Here is a 24,871-nt window from a genome sequence, read left to right on the forward strand (position 1 = left end):
CGCCCCGCCCTCTAGCGTTTTCTTCTGCGGTCCCCCGAATGAAGCCCAGCATGCTGTCCAAGCTCGACCAACTGGCCGAGCGCATCATCGAAATCAACGCGCTGCTCGCACGCGAAGACGCCACCGCCAACCTCGACCAATACCGCAAGCTCACACGCGAGCACGCCGAACTGGAGCCCGTGGTCGCGCAATTCGCCGCATGGAAGCAGACGGAGGAAGACATCGCCACCGCGCAGGAACTGGCGGCCGATCCGGACATGAAGGCGTTTGCCGAGGACGAACTCCGTGCCGCGCGCGAGCGCATGGAAGTGCTCGAAGGCGACCTGCAGCGCCTGCTGCTGCCGAAGGACCCCAACGACCATCGCAACATCTTCGTGGAAATCCGCGCGGGTACGGGCGGTGACGAGTCCGCCCTCTTCGCCGGCGACCTGCTGCGCATGTACACGCGCTTTGCCGAGCGCCAACGCTGGCAGGTGGAGATCGTGAGCGAATCGGCGTCCGACCTGGGCGGCTATAAGGAAGTGATCGCCCGGCTGGTGGGCGAAGGCGCGTATTCGCGGCTGAAGTTCGAGTCGGGCGGCCACCGCGTGCAGCGCGTGCCGGCCACCGAGGCGCAGGGGCGCATCCACACATCCGCCTGCACCGTGGCGATCATGCCCGAGGCCGATGCGCTGGCCGACATCCAGATCAATCCGGCGGATTTGCGCATCGACACTTTCCGCGCGTCCGGCGCGGGCGGTCAGCACATCAACAAAACGGATTCGGCCGTGCGCATCACCCACCTGCCGACCGGCCTGGTGGTGGAGTGCCAGGACGACCGCAGCCAGCACCGCAACAAGGACCGCGCCATGCAGGTCCTGGCCGCGCGCCTGAAAGACCGCCAGGAGCGCGAGGCCCAGGCCAAGGAAGCCAGCGCCCGCAAGAGCCTGATCGGCTCGGGTGACCGCTCCGACCGCATCCGCACGTACAACTTCCCGCAGGGCCGGGTGACCGACCACCGCATCAACCTGACGCTGTACAAGATCGACGCGATCATGGACGGCGATCTGGACGAACTGGTTGGCGCGCTGGCGGCTGAGCATCAGGCCGAACAGCTCGCCGCGCTGGGCGAAGACACCTGATCCCCCAATCGTTAAAAAGCGCGCGCGCCGTAACATCCGCTTGCGTTTGATACAGCTTTGCGCGGTGGCAGGCCGGCCACCCGTTCCTATAATCGACTTCGATCACGCCGAGTGCATCGCCGGTCGCATCCGGGACGCACTCACCAACAAGCGCGGCAACATCACGATTAGGAGAATCGCAATGCGTACCCAACTGCTGGCCATCACCGTCGCTACCACCCTCGCCCTTGGCCTCGCCGCCTGCGGCAAGAAAGACGACGCCGCCGACCAAGCTGCCAAGACCTCGATGGAGCAATCGAAAGACGCTGCCAAGCAGGCACTCGACAACGCCGGCACCGCCGTGAGCAAGGCTGCCGACGCGGCCAAGGTGGAGCTCTCGCAAGCCGCATCGGATGCGCAAGTCTCCGCCTCGGGCGTGCTGTCGCAAGCCAAGGACGCTGCCAAGGAAGCCGCTGACAAGACCGCCGATGCCGCCAAGGTTGCCGCGGACAAGACTGCCGCCGCGACCAAGGACGCGGCCAACAAGGTCAAGGACGCGACGAAGCAGTAAGCGCCCCAACCTCGCATCGACCCGCTCGCGGGCCCGCGCCATATCGGCCGGGCCCGTGTTATTTTGTGCGCCCGATCTTTGTTGCTGACCTGTCGCCGTGTCGCCTGCCCCCGTCATTTCGCCCGAAACCCTCGCTCGCGTGGCCGATGCGCTGGCGGCGCTCGCACGTGCCGGGTTGCCTGCGCTGGAGGCGCGCATGCTGGTCTCGCAGGTAACGGGCCTGTCGCGCGTGCAGCTCATCACGCAAGATACCTACGCCATCGACGAGGCCACGCGCGCGCAGATCAGCGACCTCGCCACGCGCCGCTTGGCTGGCGAGCCGATGGCGTATCTGCTGGGCGAGCGCGAATTCTTCGGGCGCACGTTCAAGGTGACGCCAGCCGTGCTGATTCCGCGCCCGGATACCGAAGTGCTGGTCGAGCTGGCGCTGGACCGCCTCGAAGACCGCGACGCCCCGGCCGTGCTGGACATGGGCACGGGCAGCGGCATCATCGCCATCACCATCGCCCTTGCGCGCCCGGATGCGCGCGTATGGGCGACCGATGCATCGGCCGATGCGCTGGCCGTGGCGACGGACAACGCCCAGACGCTGGGCGCCACCAACGTGCGCTGGGCGCTGGGCGACTGGTACGGCGCCCTGGCCGAAGCCGATGCCCCGGCAGTGTTCGACCTCATCGCCAGCAACCCGCCCTATATCGCGGCAGCGGATGAACATTTGAGCCAAGGCGACCTGCGCTTCGAGCCGGCCAGTGCCCTCACCGACCACGACGACGGCCTGCGGCATGTACGCACCATCATTGCGGGCGCGCCCATGCGGCTGGCTGCAGGCGGCTGGCTGCTCCTCGAGCACGGCTACGACCAGGGCGAGGCCGTGCGCGCGCTGCTCGCACACGCGGGGTTCGCCAGCGTGTTCACTGCGCAGGATCTCGGTGGCAACGACCGCTGCAGCGGCGGCCAGTGGCCGGATCAAAACGCCGGCGCGCGTTCCTCGCTAAAATAGACAGGTTTTCCAATGCGGATGCGGCGCCCGCTGCTCCCCAATCGCACCCCAATCGAATCGAGTCTCCCATGAGCACCACGCACGAAAAAATCGACCAGATCGTCAAAGGTCACCCCGTCGTCCTCTTCATGAAGGGCACGGCGCAATTTCCGATGTGCGGCTTCTCGGGCCGCGCCATCCAGATCCTGAAGGCCTGCGGTGTGGACAAGCCGCACACCGTCAACGTGCTGGAAGACGATGAAATCCGCCAGGGCATCAAGGACTACGCCAACTGGCCGACCATTCCGCAGCTCTATATCAAGGGCGAATTCGTCGGCGGCTCGGACATCATGATGGAGATGTACCAGAGCGGCGAACTGCAGCCGCTGCTGGCTGCCTGATCGTCGATCAATGATCGCCAAACGCGTCCTCTTTTCAGCGTGACCGGCCCCTCCATCGCACCATCCGAAGTGCAACGTGCGCGCCGCATCATCGTGGCGATCACGGGGGCGTCGGGTGCCATCTATGGCGTGCGGCTGCTGCAGGTTCTGCAGGAGTTGCGAGAATCGGCAGGAGTGGAATCACACCTGCTGATGTCGCCGGCAGGGCTCATGAACGTGCAGCACGAGCTGCATATGGCGCGCGAGGAAGTGGAAGCGCTGGCGCACGTGGTGCACAACGTGCGTGATATCGGCGCCACCATCGCCAGCGGGTCGTTTGCGGCGGAAGCGATGGTGATTGCGCCGTGCTCGATGAAGACGCTGGCGGCCGTGGCGCATGGCCTGTCGGACAACCTCATCGGCCGCGCGGCGGACGTCACGCTCAAGGAGCGCCGCCGCCTGATCCTGATGGTGCGCGAAACGCCGCTGAATCTGGCGCATCTGCGCAACATGACGGCCGTGACCGAGATGGGCGGCATCGTCTTCCCGCCCGTGCCGGGCTTCTACCAACGTCCCAAGACCATCGACGACCTAGTCGACCACACCGTCGGGCGCGTGCTCGACTTGCTCGGCTTACCGCAGACGCTGGCACCGGGCTGGCCGGGGCTGCGTCCAGCGGACTAAGCGCTCACGCCATTAACGGTGGTGGTAGTTGAAGTACACCGACGGTCCGCCCCAATAACCGCCGTAGTAAGCCGGATAAGCCGGTGCCGCATAGACCGGTGCAGGCGCCACGGCCACCGGTGCCGGATACACCGCACAACCCCCAAGCGTCGCGGCCAACAGGGCCAGAGCCACGATTTTCATGATTGCCGTCCTTCGGCCCCTCCAATGGGGCCATGCGGACGTTATAAGCGCCGCCGGGCGACGCCGGGGTCATGCGTCTGTAAGGGATGTAACGGAAGGCTACGAACGTGTGTCCGTAAGCTCACTGTTGTGACGCCGGCTTGCCGGCCGCACCAGGCGCAGATGCCGCCACACCGGAAGCCGGCTTGGGGGCGTTCGGGTCCACTTCCGCGCGCATCTGGTCCATCACGGCCCCGGCGCGCGGCGCCCAGAGGAATTCCACCGTGCCGTTCTGCGGCTCTTCGGGAATCGCGTACATCGTCACGATGGTCTGGGGGCCCGCCCAGCGCGCACGCAGCGAATCGACTGTCTTGCCCGACTTCAGCTTGAGCGGTGCCTTGCCCTCTTGTGCGGGCTTGCCGTAACGATCGGACAGCGCCTGGAAAACGCGCTGTTCGGTATCCACGCCGCGCGTCGGCACAAACAAGCCGGCGACCTTGCCCTGGTCGATCAGCAGCACCGCTTGCGGACCATCCATCAATGCGGGGCGCTTGGCCTGCGGCACGCCCAGCGAGCGCGTGCGGCCGTGGGATTCCAGCGCATCGGAGCAGTATTCGGCGACATCCTTGCCGCCATTCGCGCGCACGTCCTCGCACGAAGGCAGCTTGGGCAACGGCTTGCCTAGCGGGAAAGCATCGAGCAGCACCGCGACATCACCGGGGTCACGCTCTGCCTTGGCAGGGGCGGCGGCCTTGGGTGCCTCTTTGGCGGCAGTAGCGGCGAATGCCGCGGGCGCGAGTAGCACGGTCGAAACAGCAAGCGCTACGGTGCGGCGCGTCCAGCAAGTCATGCGAACTCCAAGGAAAGACAAGAGCCGAGAGTGTGCCACGCAGGCACGAACGAAGCGGTTCTGACCCGGCTGCGGGGCGGGCGTTCCCCTCCCCCGGACGATGGATGCACCAAAACGCGTAGGTTTACACGTCAATTGACGTGGTTGCTGGACGGATGCCGGCCGGAAACATTATCAAAATGTTGCCGGTTTTGATCTCGTAAAGGTCAGGCGGGTAGAATCTCCGCGGCACAGACGAATGACCGGCGGGCCCCAAAGCATCACCTTCCTCGGGCGCGCCGCATAGATGCGATCTCATTTTGAACATCCCCTACGCTGTTCCTCCCCATTCCTCCGCCACCCAGCCGGCACCTCGTGCGCGGTCGGTGGCCGGCCTCGCGAGGTTGGCTGTGGGCCTGCTGGCCCTGGCGTCCGCGCAGGCCGCATTGGCCTTCGGTTTCAACGATGTGGCGCTGCACGCCAAGCAGTTGGCCGCCAAGCCGTACCAGGCACCGGGCGAGACCCTGCCGCGCCAGCTGCGTGAGCTGCGCTACGACCAGTACCGCGAGATCCGCTTCAAATCGGATCAGGCCTACTGGCGCAAAGACAAGCTGCCGTTCGAGCTCGGCTTCTTCCACGAAGGCTCGTACTACGACCAGCCGGTGAAGATCAACGAGGTGTCGCCGGCCGGCGTGCGCGAAATCCGCTTCGACCCGCGCCTGTTCGACTACGGCCCCGTCAAGCTCGACCCGAAGCAGTTGCAGAAGTTGGGCTTTGCCGGCTTCCGCGTGCACTACGCGATGAACACGCCCAAGTACAAGGACGAAGTGATCGTCTTCCTGGGCGCGTCGTACTTCCGCGCGATCGGCAAGAACCAAGTCTATGGCTTGTCCGCACGCGGCCTGGCGATCGACACGGCACTCAACTCGGGTGAGGAATTCCCGCGCTTTTCCGATTTCTGGATCGAACGCCCTGCCGCCAACGCGAAGGAGCTGACGATCTATGCGTTGCTGAATTCGCGCCGTGCCACGGGTGCCTACCGCTTCGTCATCAAGCCGGGGACCGATACGGTGGTCGACGTGAAGGCACAGGTCTTCATGCGCGAGAACGTCAGCAAGCTGGCGATCGCACCGCTCACCAGCATGTTCTTCTTTGGCGAGAACCAGCCGGCCGCGAACCTGGACTTCCGCCCCGAGGTGCACGATTCCGACGGCCTGTCGCTGCTGTCCGGTACGGGCGAGTGGATCTGGCGCCCGCTGACGAATCCGAAGCGCCTGCTGGTCAGCTCCTTCTCCACCACCAATCCGGGCGGCTTTGGCCTGATGCAGCGTGATCGCGCGTTCTCCAGCTACGAGGAGATCGGTGACCGCTATGAGCAGCGCCCCAGCGCCTGGGTGGAACCGGTCGGCAAATGGGGCGCCGGCCGCGTGGAACTCGTGCAGATTCCGACGCCGGACGAAACCAACGACAACGTGGTCGCCTATTGGGTGCCGGAAAACCCGCCCAAGCCGCAGCAGCCGTTCAACCTCGAATACCGCATGCTGTGGCAGAAGGACGGCGACAAGAAGCCCGCGCTGGCCTGGGTCACGCAGACGCGCCGCTCGCACGGCTGGACCACCAAGCGCCCGGATGAGCGCAAGCCTGACGACACGATCGCCTTCGTGGTCGACTTTGAGGGCCCGGCGCTGGCCAAGCTGGCACCGAATGCACCGGTGGAGCCGGTGTTCTCGGCAGACGCCAACGGCAAGATCGAATCGATCTTCGGCCAACCCAACACCGCGACCGGCGGCTGGCGCGTGACCGTGCGCCTCAAGCGGGTCGACGACGACAAACCCGTCGAACTGCGCGGCTACCTGCGCAGCGGCGGTACCGGACTTTCTGAGACGTGGAGCTACCTGTTACCTCCGGGCTGAACGCGATGACAGCCCAGACTGGCGGCCCTGCCGCGGCGCCCTCTCCCGAGTCGGTAGCCGATCACTACCTGGAAGCGCTGCCGCTGGCGGCCGACGCACGTGCCGCGCTGCTGCGCGACGCGGGCATCGTGCCCGACGACGACGATGCGGCGGCGTTCGCCAAGCTGCACCGCGCGCTCGCCAAGCTCGACCCGGCGCAGACGACGTCGCTCGAAGCCAATGCACCGGCTTACGCATCCGTCGGGTCGCGCCTGGATGCCGCGTATGGCGCCACGCGCGTGGATGCTGCATCGACCGAACCGGCGGCGGAACCCGCCCCTCCATTCGAACACGACAGCGAAGGCCGCATCCATCTGGATACCGGCCCCACGCCAGCCCGTCGCTCCATGGTGCCGTGGCCGTGGGTGCTCGGGCCGATCTGGCGAGCACGCAAGGCTATCGAGCGGTGGAACAGCGGCGGCAAGGCGCCCGTGCCCTACGAGAAACCCGATTCGCCGGACCCAAAGGGCATCTGGCGGTTTGTCGGTGCGCGCCGCCGCCTGACGTTGCTCGCGCTGATGATCGCGCAAACCATCGGCGCCACCTGGGCGATGAGCACGGTGCTGCCGTACCACGGCGCCGACTGGCTCGAAGCCATCATCATCGTGCTGTTTGCGGTGCTGTTCTGCTGGGTGTCGGCGGGCTTCTGGACGGCCATCACCGGCTTCCTGCTGCTGGCCTTCCATGGCGATCGCTTCGTCATCTCGCGCCGCGCCTCTCCCGATGCGGTGATCCCGGACGATGCGCGTACCGCCATCGTCATGCCGATCTGCAACGAGGATGTGCAGCGCGTGTTCGCGGGGCTGCGCGCGACGTATGAATCGCTGCAGCGCACGGGCCATCTGGAGCACTTCGACTTCTTCGTGCTGTCGGACTCGGGCGACCCCGACATCCGTACCGCAGAGGCCGACGCCTGGCTGCACATCTGCCGCGCACTCGATGGCTTCGGCCGCATCTTCTACCGCTGGCGCCGTCACCGTGTGAAGCGCAAGAGCGGCAACATCGACGATTTCTGCCGGCGCTGGGGCGGCAAGTACCGCTACATGATCGTGCTCGACGCCGACAGCGTGATGAGCGGCGACTGCCTGACGCGCCTCGTCCAATTGATGGAAGGCGCACCGAGCGCGGGCATCATCCAGACCGCACCGCGCGCTGCTGGCCGCGACACGCTGTACGCGCGTATTCAGCAGTTCGCCACGCGTGTGTACGGCCCGCTGTTCACCGCCGGCCTGCACTACTGGCAACTCGGTGAATCGCACTACTGGGGCCACAACGCCATCATCCGGCTCGACCCATTCATCAAGCACTGCGCGCTGGCGCCCATTCCGGGCAAGGGCTCACTGTCGGGCGAGATCATGTCGCACGACTTTGTCGAAGCCGCGCTGATGCGCCGCGCCGGCTGGGCCGTGTGGATCGCCTATGACCTGGATGGCAGCTATGAAGAGATGCCGCCCAACCTGCTCGACGAGCTCGGTCGCGACCGCCGCTGGTGCCACGGCAACCTGATGAACTTCCGCCTGTTTGGCACGCCGGGCTTCCACCGCGTGCACCGTGCGGTGTTCATCACGGGCGTGATGGCCTATCTGTCGGCGCCGCTGTGGTTCCTGTTCCTGCTGCTTTCCACGGCGCTGCTGGCCAAGCACACGCTGATCGCGCCGGAGTACTTCACCCAGCCGCACCAGATTTTCCCGATCTGGCCGGAGTGGCATCCGGAGAAGGCGGCCGCGCTGTTCTCGGCCACCGCCACCGTGCTGTTCCTGCCGAAGATCCTGAGCGTGCTTGTGCTGTGGGCACAAGGGCCGAAGCGCTTCGGTGGCGCGATCCACCTGGCCCTGTCGATGGCGATCGAGGCGGCGTTCTCGGTGCTGGCCGCGCCGGTGCGCATGCTGTTCCACACACGCTTCGTGACGGCCGCGTTCCTTGGCTGGAAGGTGCACTGGAAGTCGCCACCGCGTGAAGATGCACAAACGCATTGGGGCGACGCTGTGCGCCGCCATGGCCTGCATACGGTCATCGGCATCGTCTGGGCGGCGATTGTGTATTGGCTGAACCCGAGCTTCCTGTGGTGGCTGTCGCCGGTGGTGGGCGCGCTGATCGTGTCGATTCCGCTGTCGGTGTTCTCGAGCCGCGTGAGCCTGGGCCGACGCATGCGCCGCTGGCGCCTGTTCATGATCCCCGAGGAAGTGCGCCCGCCGCGCGAGCTGCGCGCCACGCGCAAGCACCTGCGCAATGCGCCGCCGATGCCGGATTTCCGCCAGGCCGTGGTGGACCCCGTCACCAATGCGCTGATGTGCGCGATCGGCACAACGCGCTTTCCGCAGGATCGACGTCTGATTGCCGTGCGCGAGGCGACCGTGCGTCACGCGCTGGAAGTCGGCCCCGACAAGCTGACCGGCAAGCAAAAGCTCGTGCTGCTGTCGGATCCGTTCTCGCTGTCGGCGCTGCACCTGGCGGTGTGGTCGTCACCGGAACAACGTGCCGCGTGGCAAGCCGCGGAAAGCTGAATCGCCGCTAAGGTTGAGGTTGCCGCACATGCGACGCCCCACCCGCTTCTGGCCGGTGGGGCGTTTTACTTTCCGTTACATCGGTAGGAATTAGGTATCACCTGACTGGGCTTGGCGTTCATAGAATGACCTCAACGATTTGACGCACGAAGCCCACGCAACCATCCCGCAACGGCCTCGCAACTTGCCAAGGAGAAGCATCATGAAACGCACACTGCTCGCATTCGTTCTGGGTGGCGCCGCGCTGTGCGCCTCGACGGCAGCGCTGGCGCATGTGGATGTCGGCGTGGCCATCGGCGTGCCTGCGCCGGTCTACGTGGCACCGGCACCGGTCTATGCCCCGCCCCCGGTGGTGTACCGCCCGGCACCGGTGTATGCGCCGGCACCCGTGTATTACGGTGGCGGCTACTGGCGGGATCGCGACGACTGGCGCGAACGTGAATGGCGCCGTCATGAGTGGCGCGAGCGTGAATGGCGCCACGACCATGGCTGGCACCGCGGCTGGGACCGCTGATACCGAGTCCCAGCGCCATCAACAGTCGCCCCGCACGGGCCGCTCACACGAGCGGCCCGTTGCTTTTGTGCGTGCCAACACCTGCGCAAACTGCAAACCGACCTATGCTGACGTAGCGGCCCCTGCAATCCCGCCGCGGGCCGCACCGCACACGGGAGGACGCCATGTCGATCGCCAGCACCCTCGACGGCTGCCTGCGCAACAAAGGCTGCCTGTACGAGGTGATTCGTCATCCGCATACCAACACCAGCACCGAAACCGCACAGTCGGCGCATGTCCCGGGCGACCGTCTGGCCAAGACGCTCTTGCTCGAAGACAAGCTCGGCTATGTCGCGGCCGTGTTGCCATCGACGTATCACCTGCACCTATCGGAACTGCAAAAGGAATCCGGCCGCTACGACCTGACCCTGGCCGATGAATCGGAACTGCGTGAAGTCTTCAAGGACTGCGACGCGGGCGCCGTGCCACCGGTGGGCATGGCCTATGGCATGCCCACCTATCTCGACAGCAGCCTGATGACCCACCGCGACGTCTACTTTGAAGCCGGCGACCACGAAAACGTGGTCCACATGGACATGGACCAGTTCATGGCGCTGATGCGCGATGCCAAAACCGCGCACTTCGCCTATCGGATGCAGGGCAGCCTGTTCTGACTGCGCTGCATCGTGCGAAGGAGGCCACCATGGCCGACGAGGTCATCATCACGGCGCGCAACAACGGGCCGTATCACATCAAGGGGAATTTCCGCATCGTCACCCAGAACGGGCGCGAGCTGCCGGTGGAGGAAGGCCAGGCGTGGCTGTGCCGCTGTGGGCACTCGTTGAACAAACCGTTCTGTGACGGCTCGCACAAGCGCGTCGAGTTTGACAACAACCTCGACGCACCTGCGCCTGACGCGCCATAGGATGGTTTGAAGGCCGTAGCGAGCGGCCCGAGGTCGGTTCGAGAAGCGCAGCCGTACATGCGTACGGCGAGCATCGCAGGACCGAGATCGGGTCGCGCAGTAGGCCTGCGAGCCGTCCTATCGGGTGACCGGCTTGTAGCGGATACGCTTAGGCTTGGCACCTTCTTCGCCCAGACGCTTCTTCTTGTCGGCTTCGTATTCCTGGTAGTTGCCAGGGAAGAATTCAACGTGCGAGTCGCCTTCGAACGCGATGATGTGCGTGGCGATGCGGTCGAGGAACCAACGGTCGTGCGAGATCACCATCACGCAGCCCGCGAATTCCAGCAGCGCGTCTTCCAGCGCACGCAGCGTTTCCACATCGAGGTCGTTTGACGGTTCATCCAGCAGCAGCACGTTGCCGCCGGAAATGAGCGTCTTGGCCAGGTGCAGGCGCCCGCGCTCACCGCCCGACAGTGTGCCGACGTGCTTCTGCTGATCGCCGCCCTTGAAGTTGAAGCGGCCGATGTAGGCACGCGACGGCGTCTCGTAGCGGCCCACCGTCAGGATGTCGGAGCCGCCCGAAATTTCTTCGAAGACGGTCTTGTCGGCGGACAGCGCATCGCGGCTTTGGTCCACATAGGCCAGCTTGACGGTCGGGCCGATCTTGATGGTGCCCGAGTCCGGCTGCTCCTTGCCCGTGAGCATGCGGAACAGCGTCGACTTACCTGCACCGTTCGGGCCGATGATGCCGACGATGGCGCCCGGGGGAATCGTGAAACTCAGGTCGTCGATCAGCAGGCGGTCACCGTAGCTCTTGCTGACGTTGGTGAACTCGATCACTTCATTGCCCAGACGCTCACCGGCCGGGATGAAGATTTCCTGCGTTTCGTTGCGCTTTTGATATTCCTGGCTGTTCAGCTCGTCAAAGCGCGCCAGACGCGCCTTCGACTTGGCCTGACGGCCCTTGGGGTTCTGGCGCACCCATTCCAGTTCCTTCTTCAGCGCCTTCTGGCGGGCCGATTCGCTCGACTCTTCCTGCTTCAGGCGGGTCTCTTTCTGGTCGAGCCACGAGCTGTAGTTGCCCTTCCAGGGAATGCCGTGGCCACGGTCCAGTTCGAGAATCCACTCGGCGGCGTTGTCGAGGAAGTAGCGATCGTGGGTGACGGCCACCACGGTGCCCGGGAAGCGCGTGAGGAACTGTTCGAGCCAGTCCACCGATTCCGCATCCAAGTGGTTGGTCGGCTCGTCCAGCAGCAGCATGTCGGGGCGCGAGAGCAGCAGCTTGCACAGCGCGACGCGGCGCTTTTCACCGCCCGAGAGGTGCTCGATCTTGGCGTCCCACGGCGGCAGACGCAGTGCGTCGGCGGCGATTTCCAGCTGCAGCTCGACGTTGTCGCCGGCACCGGCGGCGATGATGGCTTCGAGGCGCGCCTGTTCTTCGGCCAGCTTGTCGAAGTCGGCGCCCTCCTCGGCGTAGGCAGCGTAGACGACTTCGAGCTGCTTCTGTGCGTCCATCACCTCACCCAGGCCGCTCTCGACTTCCTCGCGCACGGTCTTGGCGGGATCGAGCTGCGGCTCCTGCGGCAGGTAGCCGATGTTCAGATTGGGCATCGGCGTGGCTTCGCCTTCGATGTCCTTGTCGAGGCCGGCCATGATCTTGAGCACGGTCGACTTGCCCGAACCGTTCAGGCCCAGCACGCCGATCTTGGCGCCGGGGAAGAAGGACAGCGAGATGTCCTTGAGAATCTGGCGCTTGGGCGGAACGATCTTGCCCACGCGGTTCATGGTGAAAACGTACTGTGACATGGCTGGAAGCGAAGGAAAACGCTGGAATTGGGGAACCCGCGGAGTTTAACAAAGCGCGATCGCGTCACCCACCGAACAAGACGGCAGCCAGAACAGGCTCAATCACGCTTAAGCGACAACTACCGCGATCAGGCATCAAAAAGTGTTGATCTAGGCGCTCATTCGCCACCAGAACCATCAAATTTCGACAAGGATGGTCTTCCGGGCGACGACCACGAAAGAATCCCTCCCGTCATTTGTTTCTCTGACTGGAGTGAGTGTTGAACAAGGTATATCGCGTCATCTGGAACACGGCGGCTGGTACGTGGGTCGCGGCGTCGGAATTCGCTCGTGGGCGCGGCAAATCGAAATCGGGCCAGACGGTGCGCCAATTGGCCATGCTGGCCGCGCTGCCGACGCTGTCCATGTCCATGGCGGCCCAGGCACAGCAGATCGTCGCTGACGGTACCAAGCGAACCGCCAGCGGCGTCATCGATACAGGAACGGCATCAACCCCCACGGGCCACGCCCTGTATGCACGCAACAACGGCACCATCGACAGTGCCGGCTTGTTGATCGTGCATACCGCCGGCGCGCTTGCCCACGGGGCCTATGCCGAGAGCGGCGGCCAAATCACGATTGGCGCCGGCTCCTCCATCACCACGACAGGCAACGGATACGGGCTCAACGCCACGGGCACCGGCACCGGCACCGGCACCGGCGGCCAAGCTTCGACCATCACCGCCGTGAACACTGCAATTTCAGGCGGCGGCCCCTACGGGGTCTACGCATTTCAAGGCGGCAAGATCAACCTCGAAGGTGGGTCGGTCAGTGTCAGTGGAAGCAGCCAGGGCGTCTTTGCGTTTGCGGGCGGCGCGACGATCCATGCAAACAATGTCGCCGTCTTTGCCGACGGAACGGATGGGTCCGGCGTCCAGGCCAACCACGATGGGTCGGTCACGTTCACTGGCGGTTCGGTCGCAACCACGGGCGTACGCAACCATGGCCTGTATGCCATTGGCTCCGGAGCAACACTGACGGCCGCGAAAACCACGGTGCGGACATCAGGACAAGGGGCTGTCGGTGCCTATGCGCTACTGGGGCAGATGGCGCTGAGCGACGTCGCGATTACCACTTCGGGCACCAGCGCGCATGGGGCTGCGGTAGACAACGCGAGTCAAATGAGCGTCACCGGTGGCACGATCAAGACAACTGGGGACGGGTCTCTTGGTCTGTATGCGACGGGGGCCAGCGCCATGACGGCGGATGGCGTCGATATCGAGACCACAGGCGCCGGCAGCACAGGAGCTTCGGCGCAACTTGGAAGCCGCCTCTACATGAAGGAAGGTACGGTCACGACCACCGGTGCACGCGCCACGGGCCTGCTTTCCGTTGGCCGAGCAGGAGAAAATGGCGCCTTGCTGATCGCCGATGGTGTAGCAGTCACCACGTCCGGCGAGAACGCAAATGGTGCAGCCGTTCGTGGCGGCTCCGAGCTCGTCCTCCAGGGCGGCAGCCGCATCACAACCACAGGCGCCGGCGCGGCAGCGCTGTACTCAGCGGCCTTCGACACCCATGCCAGCACGGCAACGGTCACTGACAGCACGCTCACCTCCGAACAGGGGGCCGGCATCCTCACGAGTGGCACCACGCTGAACGCCACCCTGACACGCTCGACGGTCAGCGGCGGTGGCGCACTGCTGCAAACCGCGAACGGCGGCACGCTCAATCTCGTGGCCGATGCTTCGGCCTTGACGGGACGCGCTGTGACCGACATTGCCTCCGGCTCGATCTCCAACATCACGCTCACGAATGGCGCGCGCTGGACGGTGACGGGCAACTCGAACGTCACGGATCTGAAAAACGCCGGGGTGATCAATCTGGGCGCAGGCACGTCCCCCGGGACCGTGCTCACCACGGCCAACTACATCGGCGAGAACGGTGTCCTGACCATGAATGTGGCCCTTGGCGGGGACGACTCCCCCACCGACAAACTGGTCATTGACGGTGGCAAGGCGTCGGGCACCACGTCGCTGCGGGTGAACAACACTTCCACCAGCCCGGGCGTGCAGACCAACAAGGGCATTCAGGTCGTGGAGACGCTGAACGATGCGACCACCGATCTGGGGGCATTCAGCCTCGATCCCGCATCGAGCGGCTATCGTCAAGGATTCGGCACGTTGTCGTCTGGCGGTTACGACTACATGCTCAATCGCGGCGGCAACGGTGGCAACCCCGACGACTGGTACCTCGTGTCGGCCGTTTCGCCGGTTGACCCGGATGGCGATCCGAACAGGCCAGTCAACCCAGCGGATCGACTCCCACCGATTGCCCCACAGGCCCCCGAGCCCGATGCTTACCTGAGCAACGCCATGAACGCCACTTGGATGTCTGTGCACACCCTGCGCCAGCGCCAAGGGGAAGCATCGAAGGTGGCCCAGAGCCATACCGCCTCCGGCATCGACGACGTGACTTGGGCGCGTGTTGAGGGCACGGCCTCCTGGCTGAACAGCAGCACCGCTGGCGGCCAAACCTTGTCTGGCAATGGCCTGACCCTGCATGTCGGCACCGACGTGCTGCGACTCAATGACGGCGGCAACGGCAACATTCGCCTCGGCGTCATGGGCATGTATGGCAGCAACACCAACTGGGCGACACGCCAACTGTGGAACCCGCAGACCAACCGTACCGAAGCGGCACAGTCGCGCGGTAGCGTAGATGGCGTCAACGCTGGCGTGTACGGCACGTGGTTCGGCAACGCCGACCGCCAGGCTGGCCCTTACGTGGACACGTGGCTGATGGCCGGCACCTACAAGAACACGGTGGGCGGCAACGTCAATGGCGGGCTGGCGACCGATTCGTACCGATCGCGCACGCTGACGGGCTCGATCGAAACGGGTTACGCATTCCCGCTGTTCGAGCAGGACGACACGCGCGTGGTCATCGAGCCGCAGGCGCAGGTCGTGTACTCGAACTACCGTGCCGGCGAGCACCGCGCACCGGCCGGGCTGGTCGGCCGCCAGAATGCAAGCAACGTGCTCACGCGCGTGGGTGTGCGGCTGCATGGCATCAGCCCAGATGGCCCCATGGCAGAGATGCACCCCTTTGCAGAAGCCAACTGGTGGCATGGGCGTGCGGCACAAACCCAGACCATCGACGGCAATCGGTTCGACCTGGACGTGGGGCGTAACCGGTTGGAGCTCAAAGTCGGCGTGCAAGGCCAGTTGACCAAGCGCTGGTCGGCAACGATCACAGGCGGTGTGGAGAGCGACCTGGGCGGCTATGCCGCGCTGAAGGGCCAGATCTCCGCCAAATACACCTGGCATTGATGTAACGCGCCCCGCCAGCGTGCGGGGTATTCACTAACGCCCTGGTTGTTTTCGAGCAGCCGGGGCGTTGTTCTTTCTGCTGCCTGTTGGTCATCGGAACAAGCACAAAAGAAAAGGCGCCCACCAGGGGCGCCCTTCCGATGCAGCGAGAAGCAATCCTCGTTACATCGTCATCATGTTGGCGTTCATGTTGTGCATGACCCACAGCGAACCGACGATCACAATCGCCAGGATCAGCAGCGTGAACAGGAAAGCCATCACGTTCCAGCGCTGGGCGGACGAGCCATCCAAGTGCAGGAAATAGATCAGGTGCACGACGATCTGCACGACCGCCAGGGCCATCACCGTCACCAGCACGGTGCCGTGCGAGTAGCCGCCGTCCATCACCATCTTGAACGGGATGGCCGTCAGGATCACCGCCAGCACGAAGCCGATCAAGTAGCCCTTGACGGTGGCATGGCCGGCGCCGCCAGCGGCGTGACCGTGAGCCTCGTCATGCGCGGCGTGAGCCGCAACGTTGGTCTGTTCCATTTACATCGCTCCCAGCAGATACACGACGGTAAACACGCCGATCCACACCACGTCCAAGAAGTGCCAGAACAGCGACAGACACGCCAGACGGGTCGATTGGGTCTGCGTCAGGCCCTTCTTGCTGATCTGCCACATCATCACGACAATCCACAGCAGGCCGCTCGCCACGTGCAGGCCGTGGGTGCCGACCAGCGTGAAGAACGACGACAGGAACGCGCTGCGGTTCGGACCCGCACCTTCGGCAATCAGGTGGTGGAATTCATACAGTTCCATGCCAACGAACGCGGCGCCCAGCAGGAAGGTGATGCCCAGCCACGTCAGGACCAGGTCCTTGCGGCCGTTCTGCAGGCTGACCATCACCATGCCGTAGGTGATCGACGACACCAGCAGGATGCCGGTTTCCACCGCCACGAACGACAGGTCGAACAGCTCCTTGCCGTTCGGACCACCTGCGGTCGCGTTGCGCAGCACGCAGAACGTGGCGAACAACGACGCGAAGATGATCAAGTCGCTCATCAGGTACACCCAGAAGCCGAAGACCTTGGTGTCTGCGACGTCGTGGTGGTGCGCATGGTCATGCGCGTGGTCGTGGCCGTGCGCGTGAGCGTGCGCCGAGTGGCCAGTGCGACCGTCTAGAACATTGGAAGCCATGGTTTAAGCCTGCGAACCGATACGTTGGAAGTAGGCCGACTCGGTCTCGTGGACCTCGTGAGCGGGCACGTAGTAATCGACGTCATCGTCGTTACTGCGGAGGATGAAGCTGCCGATCATGCCGACCAGACCCAGCACGGCCATCCACCAGATGTGCCAGATCAGCGCGAAGCCCAGCACGATCGAGAACATGCCGATGAAGAAGCCGGCGCCGGTGTTCTTCGGCATGTGGATCTTCTCGTAGCTGGCCGCCACCTGCGTCGGCACCTCACCGCGCGCCTTCATGTCGGCGAAGGCGTCGATGTCGCGCACCACCGGCAGGACCGGGAAGTTGTAGTGCGCCGGCGGCGACGACGTCGCCCACTCCAACGTACGGCCACCCCACGGGTCGCCCGTCAGGTCAGCCAGCGCATGACGGTTGCGGATGCTGACGAAGATCTGGATCAGCTGCGAAGCGATACCGCAGGCGATGATCGCAGCGCCGATCACGGCGACGATCAGCCACGGCTGCCATGCCGGATTGTCGGTATGGTTCAGACGACGCGTCATGCCCATGAAGCCCAGCACGTACAGCGGCATGAAGGCGGTGTAGAAGCCCACGAACCAGCACCAGAAGGCGCGCTTGCCCCACTTCTCGTCCAGCTTGAAGCCGAAGGCCTTCGGGAACCAGTACGTGATACCGGCCAGGTAACCGAATACCACGCCACCGATGATGGTGTTGTGGAAGTGAGCGATCAGGAACAGGCTGTTGTGCAGCAGGAAGTCGGCGCCCGGCACGGCCAGCAGCACGCCGGTCATGCCGCCGATCACGAAGGTGATCATGAAGCCGATCGTCCACAGCATCATCGAGTTCAGCTCGACGCGGCCGCGGTACATCGTGAACAGCCAGTTGAAGATCTTCACGCCCGTCGGGATCGAGATGATCATCGTCGCGATACCGAAGAACGCGTTGACGTTCGCACCCGAGCCCATGGTGAAGAAGTGGTGCAGCCACACCAGGAACGACAGCACGGTGATGCCGGCGGTTGCCCACACCATCGACGTGTAGCCGAACAGCTTCTTGCGCGAGAACGTCGAGACGATTTCCGAGAACATGCCGAACGCCGGCAGGATCAGGATGTACACCTCGGGGTGGCCCCAGATCCAGATCAGGTTCACGTACAGCATGGCGTTGCCGCCCAGCTCGTTCGTGAAGAAGTGCATGTCCAGATAGCGGTCAGCGCCCAGCAGTGCCAGCGCCACGGTCAGCACCGGGAAGGCAGCCACCACCAGGATCATTGCGCACAGCGACGTCCACGTGAAGATCGGCATGCGCATCAGCGTCATGCCCGGCGCGCGCATCTTGAAGATGGTCGCGACGAAGTTCACGCCGGTCAGCAAGGTGCCCAGGCCGGATATCTGCAAGGCCCAGATGTAGTAGTCGACCCCCACGCCCGGGCTGTAAGCCAGCTCCGACAGCGGCGGGTACGCCAGCCAGCCGGTCTTTGCGAACTCACCCACGCCCAGCGACACGTTGATCAGCACCACACCGGCAGCGGCCAGCCAGAACGACAGCGTGTTCAGGAACGGGAACGCCACGTCACGCGCACCAATCTGCAGCGGCACGATCAGGTTGATCAGGCCCGTCATCAGCGGCATGGCCATGAAGAAGATCATGATCACGCCGTGCGCGGTGAAGATCTGGTCGTAGTGCTCAGGCGGCAGATAGCCGGCACCGCCGCCCGAGGCGACCGCCAGTTGCGAGCGCATCATGATGGCGTCGGCAAAGCCGCGCAGCAGCATCACGATGGCCAGAATGCAGTACATCACGCCGATCTTCTTGTGATCGACCGAGGTGATCCACTCATTCCAGAGGTAGGTCCACTTCTTGAGATAGGTGATCAGGCCAAACAGGCCTGCGCCACCCAGCAGAATGGCCGACACCGTCACGACCACGATGGGCTCGTGCAGCGGGATGGCCTCCAGACTCAACTTGCCAAACATCGTCAACTCCTAGGAATTCGTGCGCACTGCGGTGGCAGCGGCGGGCACCGGCAGGGCGGACTGCACCGGGGCCGGAGCGGAAATCGCGTCGGCCGTCTCGACGGTGCAGCTGGCACCACCAATGGCCTCATCGAGCGTCAGAACCTTGTCCGACTCGCCCATGTATTTGTGCAGGATGCTGTGATACAGCGTCGGGTCCACGTTGGCGTATGCCGCCGGCGGCACCTTCTCGCTCGGCTTGGACAGCTCGGCGTAGCCTTCCTTAGTCAGGTTCTGCGACGAGGCACGGACCTGCTTGACCCAGGCGTCGAACTCTTCGTTCGTCATCGCCGTCGCCTTGAACTTCATGCCCGTGAAGCCCGAGCCCGAGTAGTTGGACGACATGCCGTCAAACACGCCGGTCTCGTTGGCGATCAGGTGCAGCTTGGTCTGCATGCCCGCCATGGCGTACACCTGGCTACCGAGCTGCGGGATGAAGAACGCGTTCATCACCGTGTCGGACGTGATCTTGAAGTTGATCGGCGTGTTGGCCGGGAACGCGAGCTGGTTGACCGTCGCGATCTTCAGTTCCGGATAGATGAACAGCCACTTCCAGTCGAGCGAGACGGCCTCGACGGTGATCGGCTTCACGTCCGATTGGATGGGCTTGTACGGATCCAGCGCATGCGTGGACTTGTAGGTGATCCAGCCCAGCACAACGATGATCAGGCACGGGATCAGCCACACCACCGCCTCGATGGCGTTGGAGTGCGACCAGTCCGGCTCGTAGCGCGCCTTGGTATTGGTGGAGCGGTACTTCCACGCAAACACCAGCGTCAGCACGATCACGGGAATGACCACCAGCAGCATCAAGCCGGTTGCCACCAGGATCAGCGTCTTCTCCTCCGCCGCGATCATCCCCTTCGGGTCGAGGACCGTCAGGTTGCAGCCCGCAAGCAGGAGCGGGAGGCTTGCGGCCAGGAGCCGCTTCATATGTGGAACGAGTGTGTTCTTCATGTCTTGCACAATTGCGCCGGCGATGCTTCCGGCCATCACGAGAGCCACGCGGCCAAGATGGCAGCCGCAGGCGGAAAAACGCAGGAAATGAGAAAGACCGTGCTACCGACACCTCGGGACTTGCCGGGGTACTGCAGCGGATCTTTGATCACATCAGGCGCCGGTCAGGGAGAAGCTGAAACCAGCGCGCCCCTATGGCTAGGCGGGCTGCGCTCATGGCTGGCATGAGCGAAGCCAAACGCCGCCGCATCGCACAAAGCGATGGACGACCGAGGGGGCGCGAATGGAGTCGGAGCAGGCACTACGTCATGCGCCCGTTGGGGCGAGCGCGGTTGGGAGTGGAATGCGGGCGCGATCTTACCGCCAGACGGCGCTCGGGAACGCGCAATTTGCTCAGGCAAATAGAAATCCGGGCCAATTGACAAGTGACGCCCGCGCCGTCCGACAAGGGTTTACGCGGCTTTGCGGGTAAGCCAATCGAAAGTGCCTGTTGTTGCACTGCGACAATCAGCCACAGTGGCGCGCACCCGACGCCGGCCCCAAATCTGCGCCCCAGTTCGGCGTAAAGAGAAGCGTCGCGCGCATCGTTGCCGACTGTTGCGGGGTGGGGCCGTCCCGGCGGCCCTCCCTCGGTTATTGGGTCAACAATCCGGCGATTCGCACCAACACCAGCCCAGCCGCCACCACAAGGTAACCGCGCAGCACAAACATCCATGTGCGCTTGAGCGGCGTCCAGCGGGCTGGGGTGAGTTGCTCCAGCGGCGGCATGGTCCAGCGATCACGATCCAGCACGCTCACACGCTGCGGGTGCCGCGGCCGGCGCGATTGCCGACCTCGCTGCTCGATGCGCCAAAGCACCGACGACATGACGATGGCGATGAGCGAACCGCCGATCAGGATCGCGCCGATCTCGAACTCGCCAATCCCCGGAAACAGCACCGCCGCCGTCAGGATGACGGAGAGCATCACCAGCACCGCCACCACGCCGCCGGTGAAGATGTTCATCGCGCGGCCGTTCGTCCACGGGCCGAGCACGGCCTTGTCATTGCACAACAGCAGCAGAAACACCGTCGCGCTCGGCAACAGCACGCCCGCCAGCGATTGCACCGCGTTGGTCAGCAGCCCGAGCGGCACGCCGGGCGTCAGCACCAATCCCGCAGCCAACAAGGTCAGCCCGAAGTAGATCGCGTAAAAACCCTTGGCCTCCGTCGGCTTGCGATGCAGCGAGTGCCGCACGGCAAACACATCGCCAATCGCATACGCCGTCGACAACGACACCGCGCACGCGCCGATGATGCTGGCGTCCAGCAGCGCAATTGCAAACAGCACGCCGGCCCAGCGGCCCGAATGGGCCTCCAGCCCTTTGGCCGTGCCGAGCGCATTGGTGTAGTTGCCGAACGCGGGCGTGCCTTGGAAGGCCTGGGCGCTGAACGCGATCATCGCCACCGCACCGGCAATCACCAGCACGATGCCCAGCCACAGGTCCGCTCGCTCATAGCGGATGAAGCGCGCGGTGATGCGCTTGTCGATCACGTAGCTCTGCTGGAAGAACAACTGCCACGGCGCCACCGTCGTCCCCACGATGGCGATGATCAGCAACATCACCTCGGCCAGCGGCGCACCGGCCGGGAGCGCAGGTACGAAGAAATCGCGCGCCACCTGCCCCATCGGCGGATGCACCATCACGAACACGGGAATGAGCGTGAGGCTGCCCGCCACCAGCGCCAGCGCAAAGCGCTCGAAACGGCGGAAATCTCCGGTGGACGCCGCCAGCATCACCAGCGCCGCCGCCGCGCACACACCCCAATGGCGCGGGATGCCGAGGTACTCCAGCGCCAGGCTGATGCCGATGAACTCTGTCACCAGCGTCAGCGCGTTCACCAGGAACAAATCGATGACGGAGAAGCTGCCCCAGAACTTGCCGAAGCGCGCAAAGATCAGCCGCGCATGGCCGACGCGCGTGACGGCGCCCAGGCGCAGCACCATCTCCTGGTTCACGTAGAGCACGGGGATCAGCAGCAACAGCGTCCACAGCAGCGTGGTGCCGTAGTTTTGCCCGGCCTGCGTGTAGGTGCCGAAGGCGCCGGCATCGTTGTCGCCGACCGTGACGATCAGGCCGGGGCCAAGGATGGCCAGCAAGGTGCGCAGGCGCGCGCGCCAGCTATCGCGTGCGCCAGTGTCGTGGTGCGCGATGGTGCCAAGCGCGCCACGGATGTCGCCCACATGGGCGCTATCAAGAGCGGCATGACGGGGTGGTGTGTCGATGCCCGAAGTCAGTTGGGTCATAGCGACCTCCGATTTGTTATTGGGTGGTGGGACGACCTGCCGGTTACCAGTAGGTGCGCGACAGCCGGATGGCGGCAGCGGCATAGCCGTGGCTGGAGAGCGCTTGGCCGCCGTCGCCGGCGCGGCGGTTGGACGTGGTCGGCACAGCATTGGCACGCTCGGGCGCACCGGCGCGGGCCTGCACGAACGGCGAGCTGAACGGCAGCGCGATGGCCGAGAAACGGCGGGCGGGAATGTTGAATTTGCGCATGGAAACTCCTCGCCACATGGGCGCAACAGGTGCGCGGCATGCGGCAATCGCCGCACAGGGGTCGTCTTACCCTGGCGGCAGATTCAAACAATCAAGGAGCGATGCAGACACCGCTGCCTTGCCTAGGCGGCAAGTCAGCAGCAGGGAAAACCGTGCGGCGGACTCGCCTAGTGGGATACCGATGAAGATGTCGGGTAAGGTCGACTCGGACTGTCCATATGGGTCCTCCGTGCGTCTTAGAACTCCGCGTGGGCGCGAATGCCAAAGAACTTGGCAGGCCCGCGGTCCCGGTTGTAACCGGGGTTCTGGATCAACTGAAAATCGGGGCTGAGCGTGATGCCCTTGGCCGGTTGAAAGCTGTAAAACACTTCGATGATGCGTTCGTGGCCATAGTTCAACGCGCCGTCGCCCAGGAATGCGCCGCTGCCACCGGCCGCCAGATACGCCCGGTGATCCGGCCCGAGCATGTTCAGCGAAAAGGCCGCGCCGACCACGTCGTCAGGTCGCCCCCACGATGCACCCTTGAGCAGGCCACCGAACGACACATTGCGGCCGGCCTCCGTAAAAGCATAGGTCTCCGTCTTGTCATCCGACCAGTTCAAACGGGTGAACAGGCCCAGGTTTTCACCCACCTTTTGCTCGAAGGACAAACCCACACCCACCTTGGCATGCTCACGGCGCACCAGGCTCAGATCGGGCGTGCTGCCCGTGGACTGGCCGAGCGCCATCGCATCGTCAAAACGGCCCATGCGCGCGACATTGCGCCAGCCGAGCAAGCGCACCTTGCCCTCCTGGCCGAACAGCGTGTAGCGCTTTTCAAGCTCCAGCATGTCGCCGTAATGCTTGAGAAAGCGCGTGTCGAGGGGCAAGCCGTTGGACTCCAGCGGTTGCAGGAATCGGCCGGCGCGGACCGCCCAGCCGAGTTCGCTGTCGATGTATTCCAGCGCGACACCCCAGCTATAGCCACGCGCATCGGCCGCATAGTCGAACGACGGATGCGTCATGAACGACCAGTTCAGAAACTGCGTGCGGGGATCGTGCGCATACTCCACGGCATCGAACACATCGAGCACCGGCAGGTTGCCTACCGTTAGCACCACGCGACGCTTGTCGACCACGTCGGCAAACTGGTTGAAGTCAGCGTCGATCTTTTCCCCGCCGTCACCGCTACCACCCAGCCCCCAGGTCTGACGCATGAAAACGCGGGCGCGGTACAGCGTCGGATCAGTGCCCGTCACCTTCGCCAACTCCCCGTTGGTTGGGCCGCCCAGGCCATGCAGATCGGAGAACGCCTTGCCCATCACCACTTCCGGGTTGAAGTGGAACTCCGCGCCCTTCCACAGCCGCATCCCCAAGTCCAGGGTCGTACTGAAGGAATAGCTGGTGGCGCGGCCCGGTGTCAGGCTGTTGTCACCGCTGTATGGCGCGTTGAATGCCGGCTTGGCTTGCCAGACCCAGGTGGACTGGCCATGGAACCCGAAGCGGTCGCCCAACTCACCCCCGGCGATCAGCGGCGCATCGGCAGCCGGGGCCTCTTCCGCGCGGGCAGCCTGTGCACAAACCGACAGCAGTGTGATCACAGCCAACAACGCCGGACGGCGAAGCGCAGCGGCGCGTACCAGAACCAGCGGACGTACTGCGACCCAAGCGTATTGCAGCATTGAGAGAAACAACATGACACCTCCCCCGTTCGCTTCTATGACGAACGTAGGCATGAGCCGACCACAGCCCTCCCAGGAAACCACGCACGCAAAGGCGCACGCAGCCACATGGCCGTGTCGGTAAAGCAATCGAATTGAGGGAAGCGACTTGCGCGGAGAACCCACGCAAGTGCCACTACCCGCCGTGCAATGCGGCTAGGCAGTGGTGAGGCGCGAAAGCGACGCGCCGAGACTGTCTAGCCGTTCAATGTGCGATCGAAGATCGACTAGAACAACTGTCCATGGAGAACATCTCCGTAGCTATGACGGGGCGCAGAGTAGCAAAGTGTGGTTGGAATCGGCAAGCGCTTTTTGGCGGCGTGCGGCCCAAAGAAAACGGCCTCGAGAGGAAGGCCGTTTCGCGATGCCCCGATGGCAACACAGGCGATAGCGACGGTCGTCCAAGCCGGACCGCCGATTATTTGATAATGGAAAACCCCAATATGCTGCCTTGGCCATCATCACTTTTACAGCATTATGTCTAGCACCCCTATTTTTGCACGGCGCAATCGGTTACCTATCCAAATGGTGGATTGATCTTCATTCCATTAATCCGGCGCCGACCTTTGGCGGAATAAAACGAATTAAAAAACTTTCAATGGAATTAAAAATCGAGCCATGCCAGACTTGCGCCGCGACCGGTTTTCCGCGGGTGAAACCGCGCCGGCCTATCCCACGGCATGCCAGGCAACTGGCGCCAGTACGGGCTCCCCGGTCGTCCTCAGGGCTTTTCAGATCCTCGTCCTCACACTTGCGCCCTCGGCCCATTCGCGAGCGGTGAATGACGTGCCGTCGAATTGCG

General features: G+C 64.1%; 21 protein-coding genes. 11 read left to right on the top strand and 10 right to left on the bottom strand.

What is annotated here, in order from left to right; all coding sequences use genetic code 11:
- Window positions 1–38: 38 nt before the first annotated feature.
- From prfA to ACS7SF_RS06950, 5 genes are all read left to right on the top strand, one after another.
- On the top strand, window positions 39–1,121 hold the full coding sequence (prfA, locus tag ACS7SF_RS06930) for a peptide chain release factor 1 (RefSeq protein ID WP_439892287.1): 1,083 nt from the start codon (window positions 39–41) through the stop codon (window positions 1,119–1,121).
- A gap of 181 nt (window positions 1,122–1,302) precedes the next feature.
- Complete coding sequence (locus ACS7SF_RS06935) at window positions 1,303–1,671, top strand: hypothetical protein (RefSeq protein ID WP_439892288.1); 369 nt, start codon at window positions 1,303–1,305, stop codon at window positions 1,669–1,671.
- 97 nt (window positions 1,672–1,768) lie between these two features.
- On the top strand, window positions 1,769–2,671 hold the full coding sequence (gene prmC / locus ACS7SF_RS06940) for a peptide chain release factor N(5)-glutamine methyltransferase (protein WP_439892289.1): 903 nt from the start codon (window positions 1,769–1,771) through the stop codon (window positions 2,669–2,671).
- Between the two features lie 68 nt (window positions 2,672–2,739).
- Window positions 2,740–3,051, top strand: a complete 312-nt coding sequence (gene grxD / locus ACS7SF_RS06945; protein WP_439892290.1) for a Grx4 family monothiol glutaredoxin — start codon at window positions 2,740–2,742, stop codon at window positions 3,049–3,051.
- A 39-nt stretch (window positions 3,052–3,090) separates the two neighbouring features.
- Complete coding sequence (locus ACS7SF_RS06950; RefSeq protein ID WP_439892291.1) at window positions 3,091–3,714, top strand: UbiX family flavin prenyltransferase; 624 nt, start codon at window positions 3,091–3,093, stop codon at window positions 3,712–3,714.
- 12 nt (window positions 3,715–3,726) lie between these two features.
- Here ACS7SF_RS06950 and ACS7SF_RS06955 read toward each other — a convergent pair whose 3' ends face one another.
- Entirely contained in the window at window positions 3,727–3,897 is a 171-nt protein-coding gene (locus ACS7SF_RS06955; protein ID WP_004634685.1) for a hypothetical protein, read from the bottom strand.
- A 121-nt stretch (window positions 3,898–4,018) separates the two neighbouring features.
- Window positions 4,019–4,726, bottom strand: coding sequence for a hypothetical protein (locus ACS7SF_RS06960; protein WP_439892292.1), 708 nt, complete (start codon window positions 4,724–4,726; stop codon window positions 4,019–4,021).
- Between the two features lie 365 nt (window positions 4,727–5,091).
- Here ACS7SF_RS06960 and ACS7SF_RS06965 point away from each other — a divergent pair, with 365 nt between their 5' ends.
- From ACS7SF_RS06965 to ACS7SF_RS06985, 5 genes are all read left to right on the top strand, one after another.
- Window positions 5,092–6,618: a glucan biosynthesis protein G gene (locus ACS7SF_RS06965; protein ID WP_439892293.1), complete on the top strand. Its 1,527-nt coding sequence runs from the start codon at window positions 5,092–5,094 to the stop codon at window positions 6,616–6,618.
- A complete protein-coding gene (gene mdoH / locus ACS7SF_RS06970; protein ID WP_439892294.1) occupies window positions 6,591–9,161 on the top strand; it encodes a glucans biosynthesis glucosyltransferase MdoH in 2,571 nt (856 codons plus the stop codon). The genes ACS7SF_RS06965 and mdoH overlap by 28 nt, the downstream gene beginning before the upstream one ends.
- Window positions 9,162–9,363: 202 nt before the next feature.
- Window positions 9,364–9,675: a hypothetical protein gene (locus tag ACS7SF_RS06975; protein ID WP_426395285.1), complete on the top strand. Its 312-nt coding sequence runs from the start codon at window positions 9,364–9,366 to the stop codon at window positions 9,673–9,675.
- A 164-nt stretch (window positions 9,676–9,839) separates the two neighbouring features.
- Complete coding sequence (locus ACS7SF_RS06980; RefSeq protein WP_439892295.1) at window positions 9,840–10,328, top strand: aminoacyl-tRNA deacylase; 489 nt, start codon at window positions 9,840–9,842, stop codon at window positions 10,326–10,328.
- 29 nt (window positions 10,329–10,357) lie between these two features.
- Window positions 10,358–10,579 carry a CDGSH iron-sulfur domain-containing protein gene (locus ACS7SF_RS06985; RefSeq protein WP_439892296.1) on the top strand — a complete coding sequence of 74 codons (222 nt, stop codon included), beginning with the start codon at window positions 10,358–10,360 and terminating at the stop codon, window positions 10,577–10,579.
- A 117-nt stretch (window positions 10,580–10,696) separates the two neighbouring features.
- Here ACS7SF_RS06985 and ettA read toward each other — a convergent pair whose 3' ends face one another.
- The gene (gene ettA / locus ACS7SF_RS06990) at window positions 10,697–12,364 is read right to left on the bottom strand and encodes an energy-dependent translational throttle protein EttA (protein ID WP_439892297.1); all 1,668 of its coding nucleotides are present in this window, start codon (window positions 12,362–12,364) and stop codon (window positions 10,697–10,699) included.
- A gap of 260 nt (window positions 12,365–12,624) precedes the next feature.
- Between ettA and ACS7SF_RS06995 the strand changes: the two genes are divergently transcribed.
- Complete coding sequence (locus ACS7SF_RS06995; RefSeq protein WP_439892298.1) at window positions 12,625–15,672, top strand: autotransporter outer membrane beta-barrel domain-containing protein; 3,048 nt, start codon at window positions 12,625–12,627, stop codon at window positions 15,670–15,672.
- Between the two features lie 162 nt (window positions 15,673–15,834).
- Here ACS7SF_RS06995 and ACS7SF_RS07000 read toward each other — a convergent pair whose 3' ends face one another.
- The 7 genes from ACS7SF_RS07000 to ACS7SF_RS07030 all read right to left on the bottom strand — a co-directional run bounded on the left by ACS7SF_RS07000 (window position 15,835) and on the right by ACS7SF_RS07030 (window position 24,045).
- Window positions 15,835–16,203: a cytochrome o ubiquinol oxidase subunit IV gene (locus tag ACS7SF_RS07000; RefSeq protein ID WP_439892299.1), complete on the bottom strand. Its 369-nt coding sequence runs from the start codon at window positions 16,201–16,203 to the stop codon at window positions 15,835–15,837.
- Window positions 16,204–16,854, bottom strand: coding sequence for a cytochrome o ubiquinol oxidase subunit III (gene cyoC / locus ACS7SF_RS07005; RefSeq protein WP_439892300.1), 651 nt, complete (start codon window positions 16,852–16,854; stop codon window positions 16,204–16,206). It abuts the gene before it with no gap.
- 3 nt (window positions 16,855–16,857) lie between these two features.
- On the bottom strand, window positions 16,858–18,837 hold the full coding sequence (gene cyoB, locus ACS7SF_RS07010; RefSeq protein ID WP_439892301.1) for a cytochrome o ubiquinol oxidase subunit I: 1,980 nt from the start codon (window positions 18,835–18,837) through the stop codon (window positions 16,858–16,860).
- 9 nt (window positions 18,838–18,846) lie between these two features.
- Window positions 18,847–19,833, bottom strand: coding sequence for a ubiquinol oxidase subunit II (cyoA, locus tag ACS7SF_RS07015; RefSeq protein ID WP_439892302.1), 987 nt, complete (start codon window positions 19,831–19,833; stop codon window positions 18,847–18,849).
- Window positions 19,834–20,466: 633 nt separating this feature from the next.
- A complete protein-coding gene (locus ACS7SF_RS07020) occupies window positions 20,467–22,119 on the bottom strand; it encodes an Nramp family divalent metal transporter (protein WP_439892303.1) in 1,653 nt (550 codons plus the stop codon).
- Window positions 22,120–22,162: 43 nt separating this feature from the next.
- The gene (locus ACS7SF_RS07025; protein WP_426395302.1) at window positions 22,163–22,369 is read right to left on the bottom strand and encodes a hypothetical protein; all 207 of its coding nucleotides are present in this window, start codon (window positions 22,367–22,369) and stop codon (window positions 22,163–22,165) included.
- A gap of 236 nt (window positions 22,370–22,605) precedes the next feature.
- Window positions 22,606–24,045 carry a carbohydrate porin gene (locus ACS7SF_RS07030; RefSeq protein WP_439892304.1) on the bottom strand — a complete coding sequence of 480 codons (1,440 nt, stop codon included), beginning with the start codon at window positions 24,043–24,045 and terminating at the stop codon, window positions 22,606–22,608.
- Between the last annotated feature and the right edge of the window lie 826 nt (window positions 24,046–24,871).

The sequence above is a fragment of the Ralstonia sp. 25C genome (genome assembly GCF_051904805.1).
Taxonomy (GTDB): Bacteria; Pseudomonadota; Gammaproteobacteria; order Burkholderiales; family Burkholderiaceae; genus Ralstonia.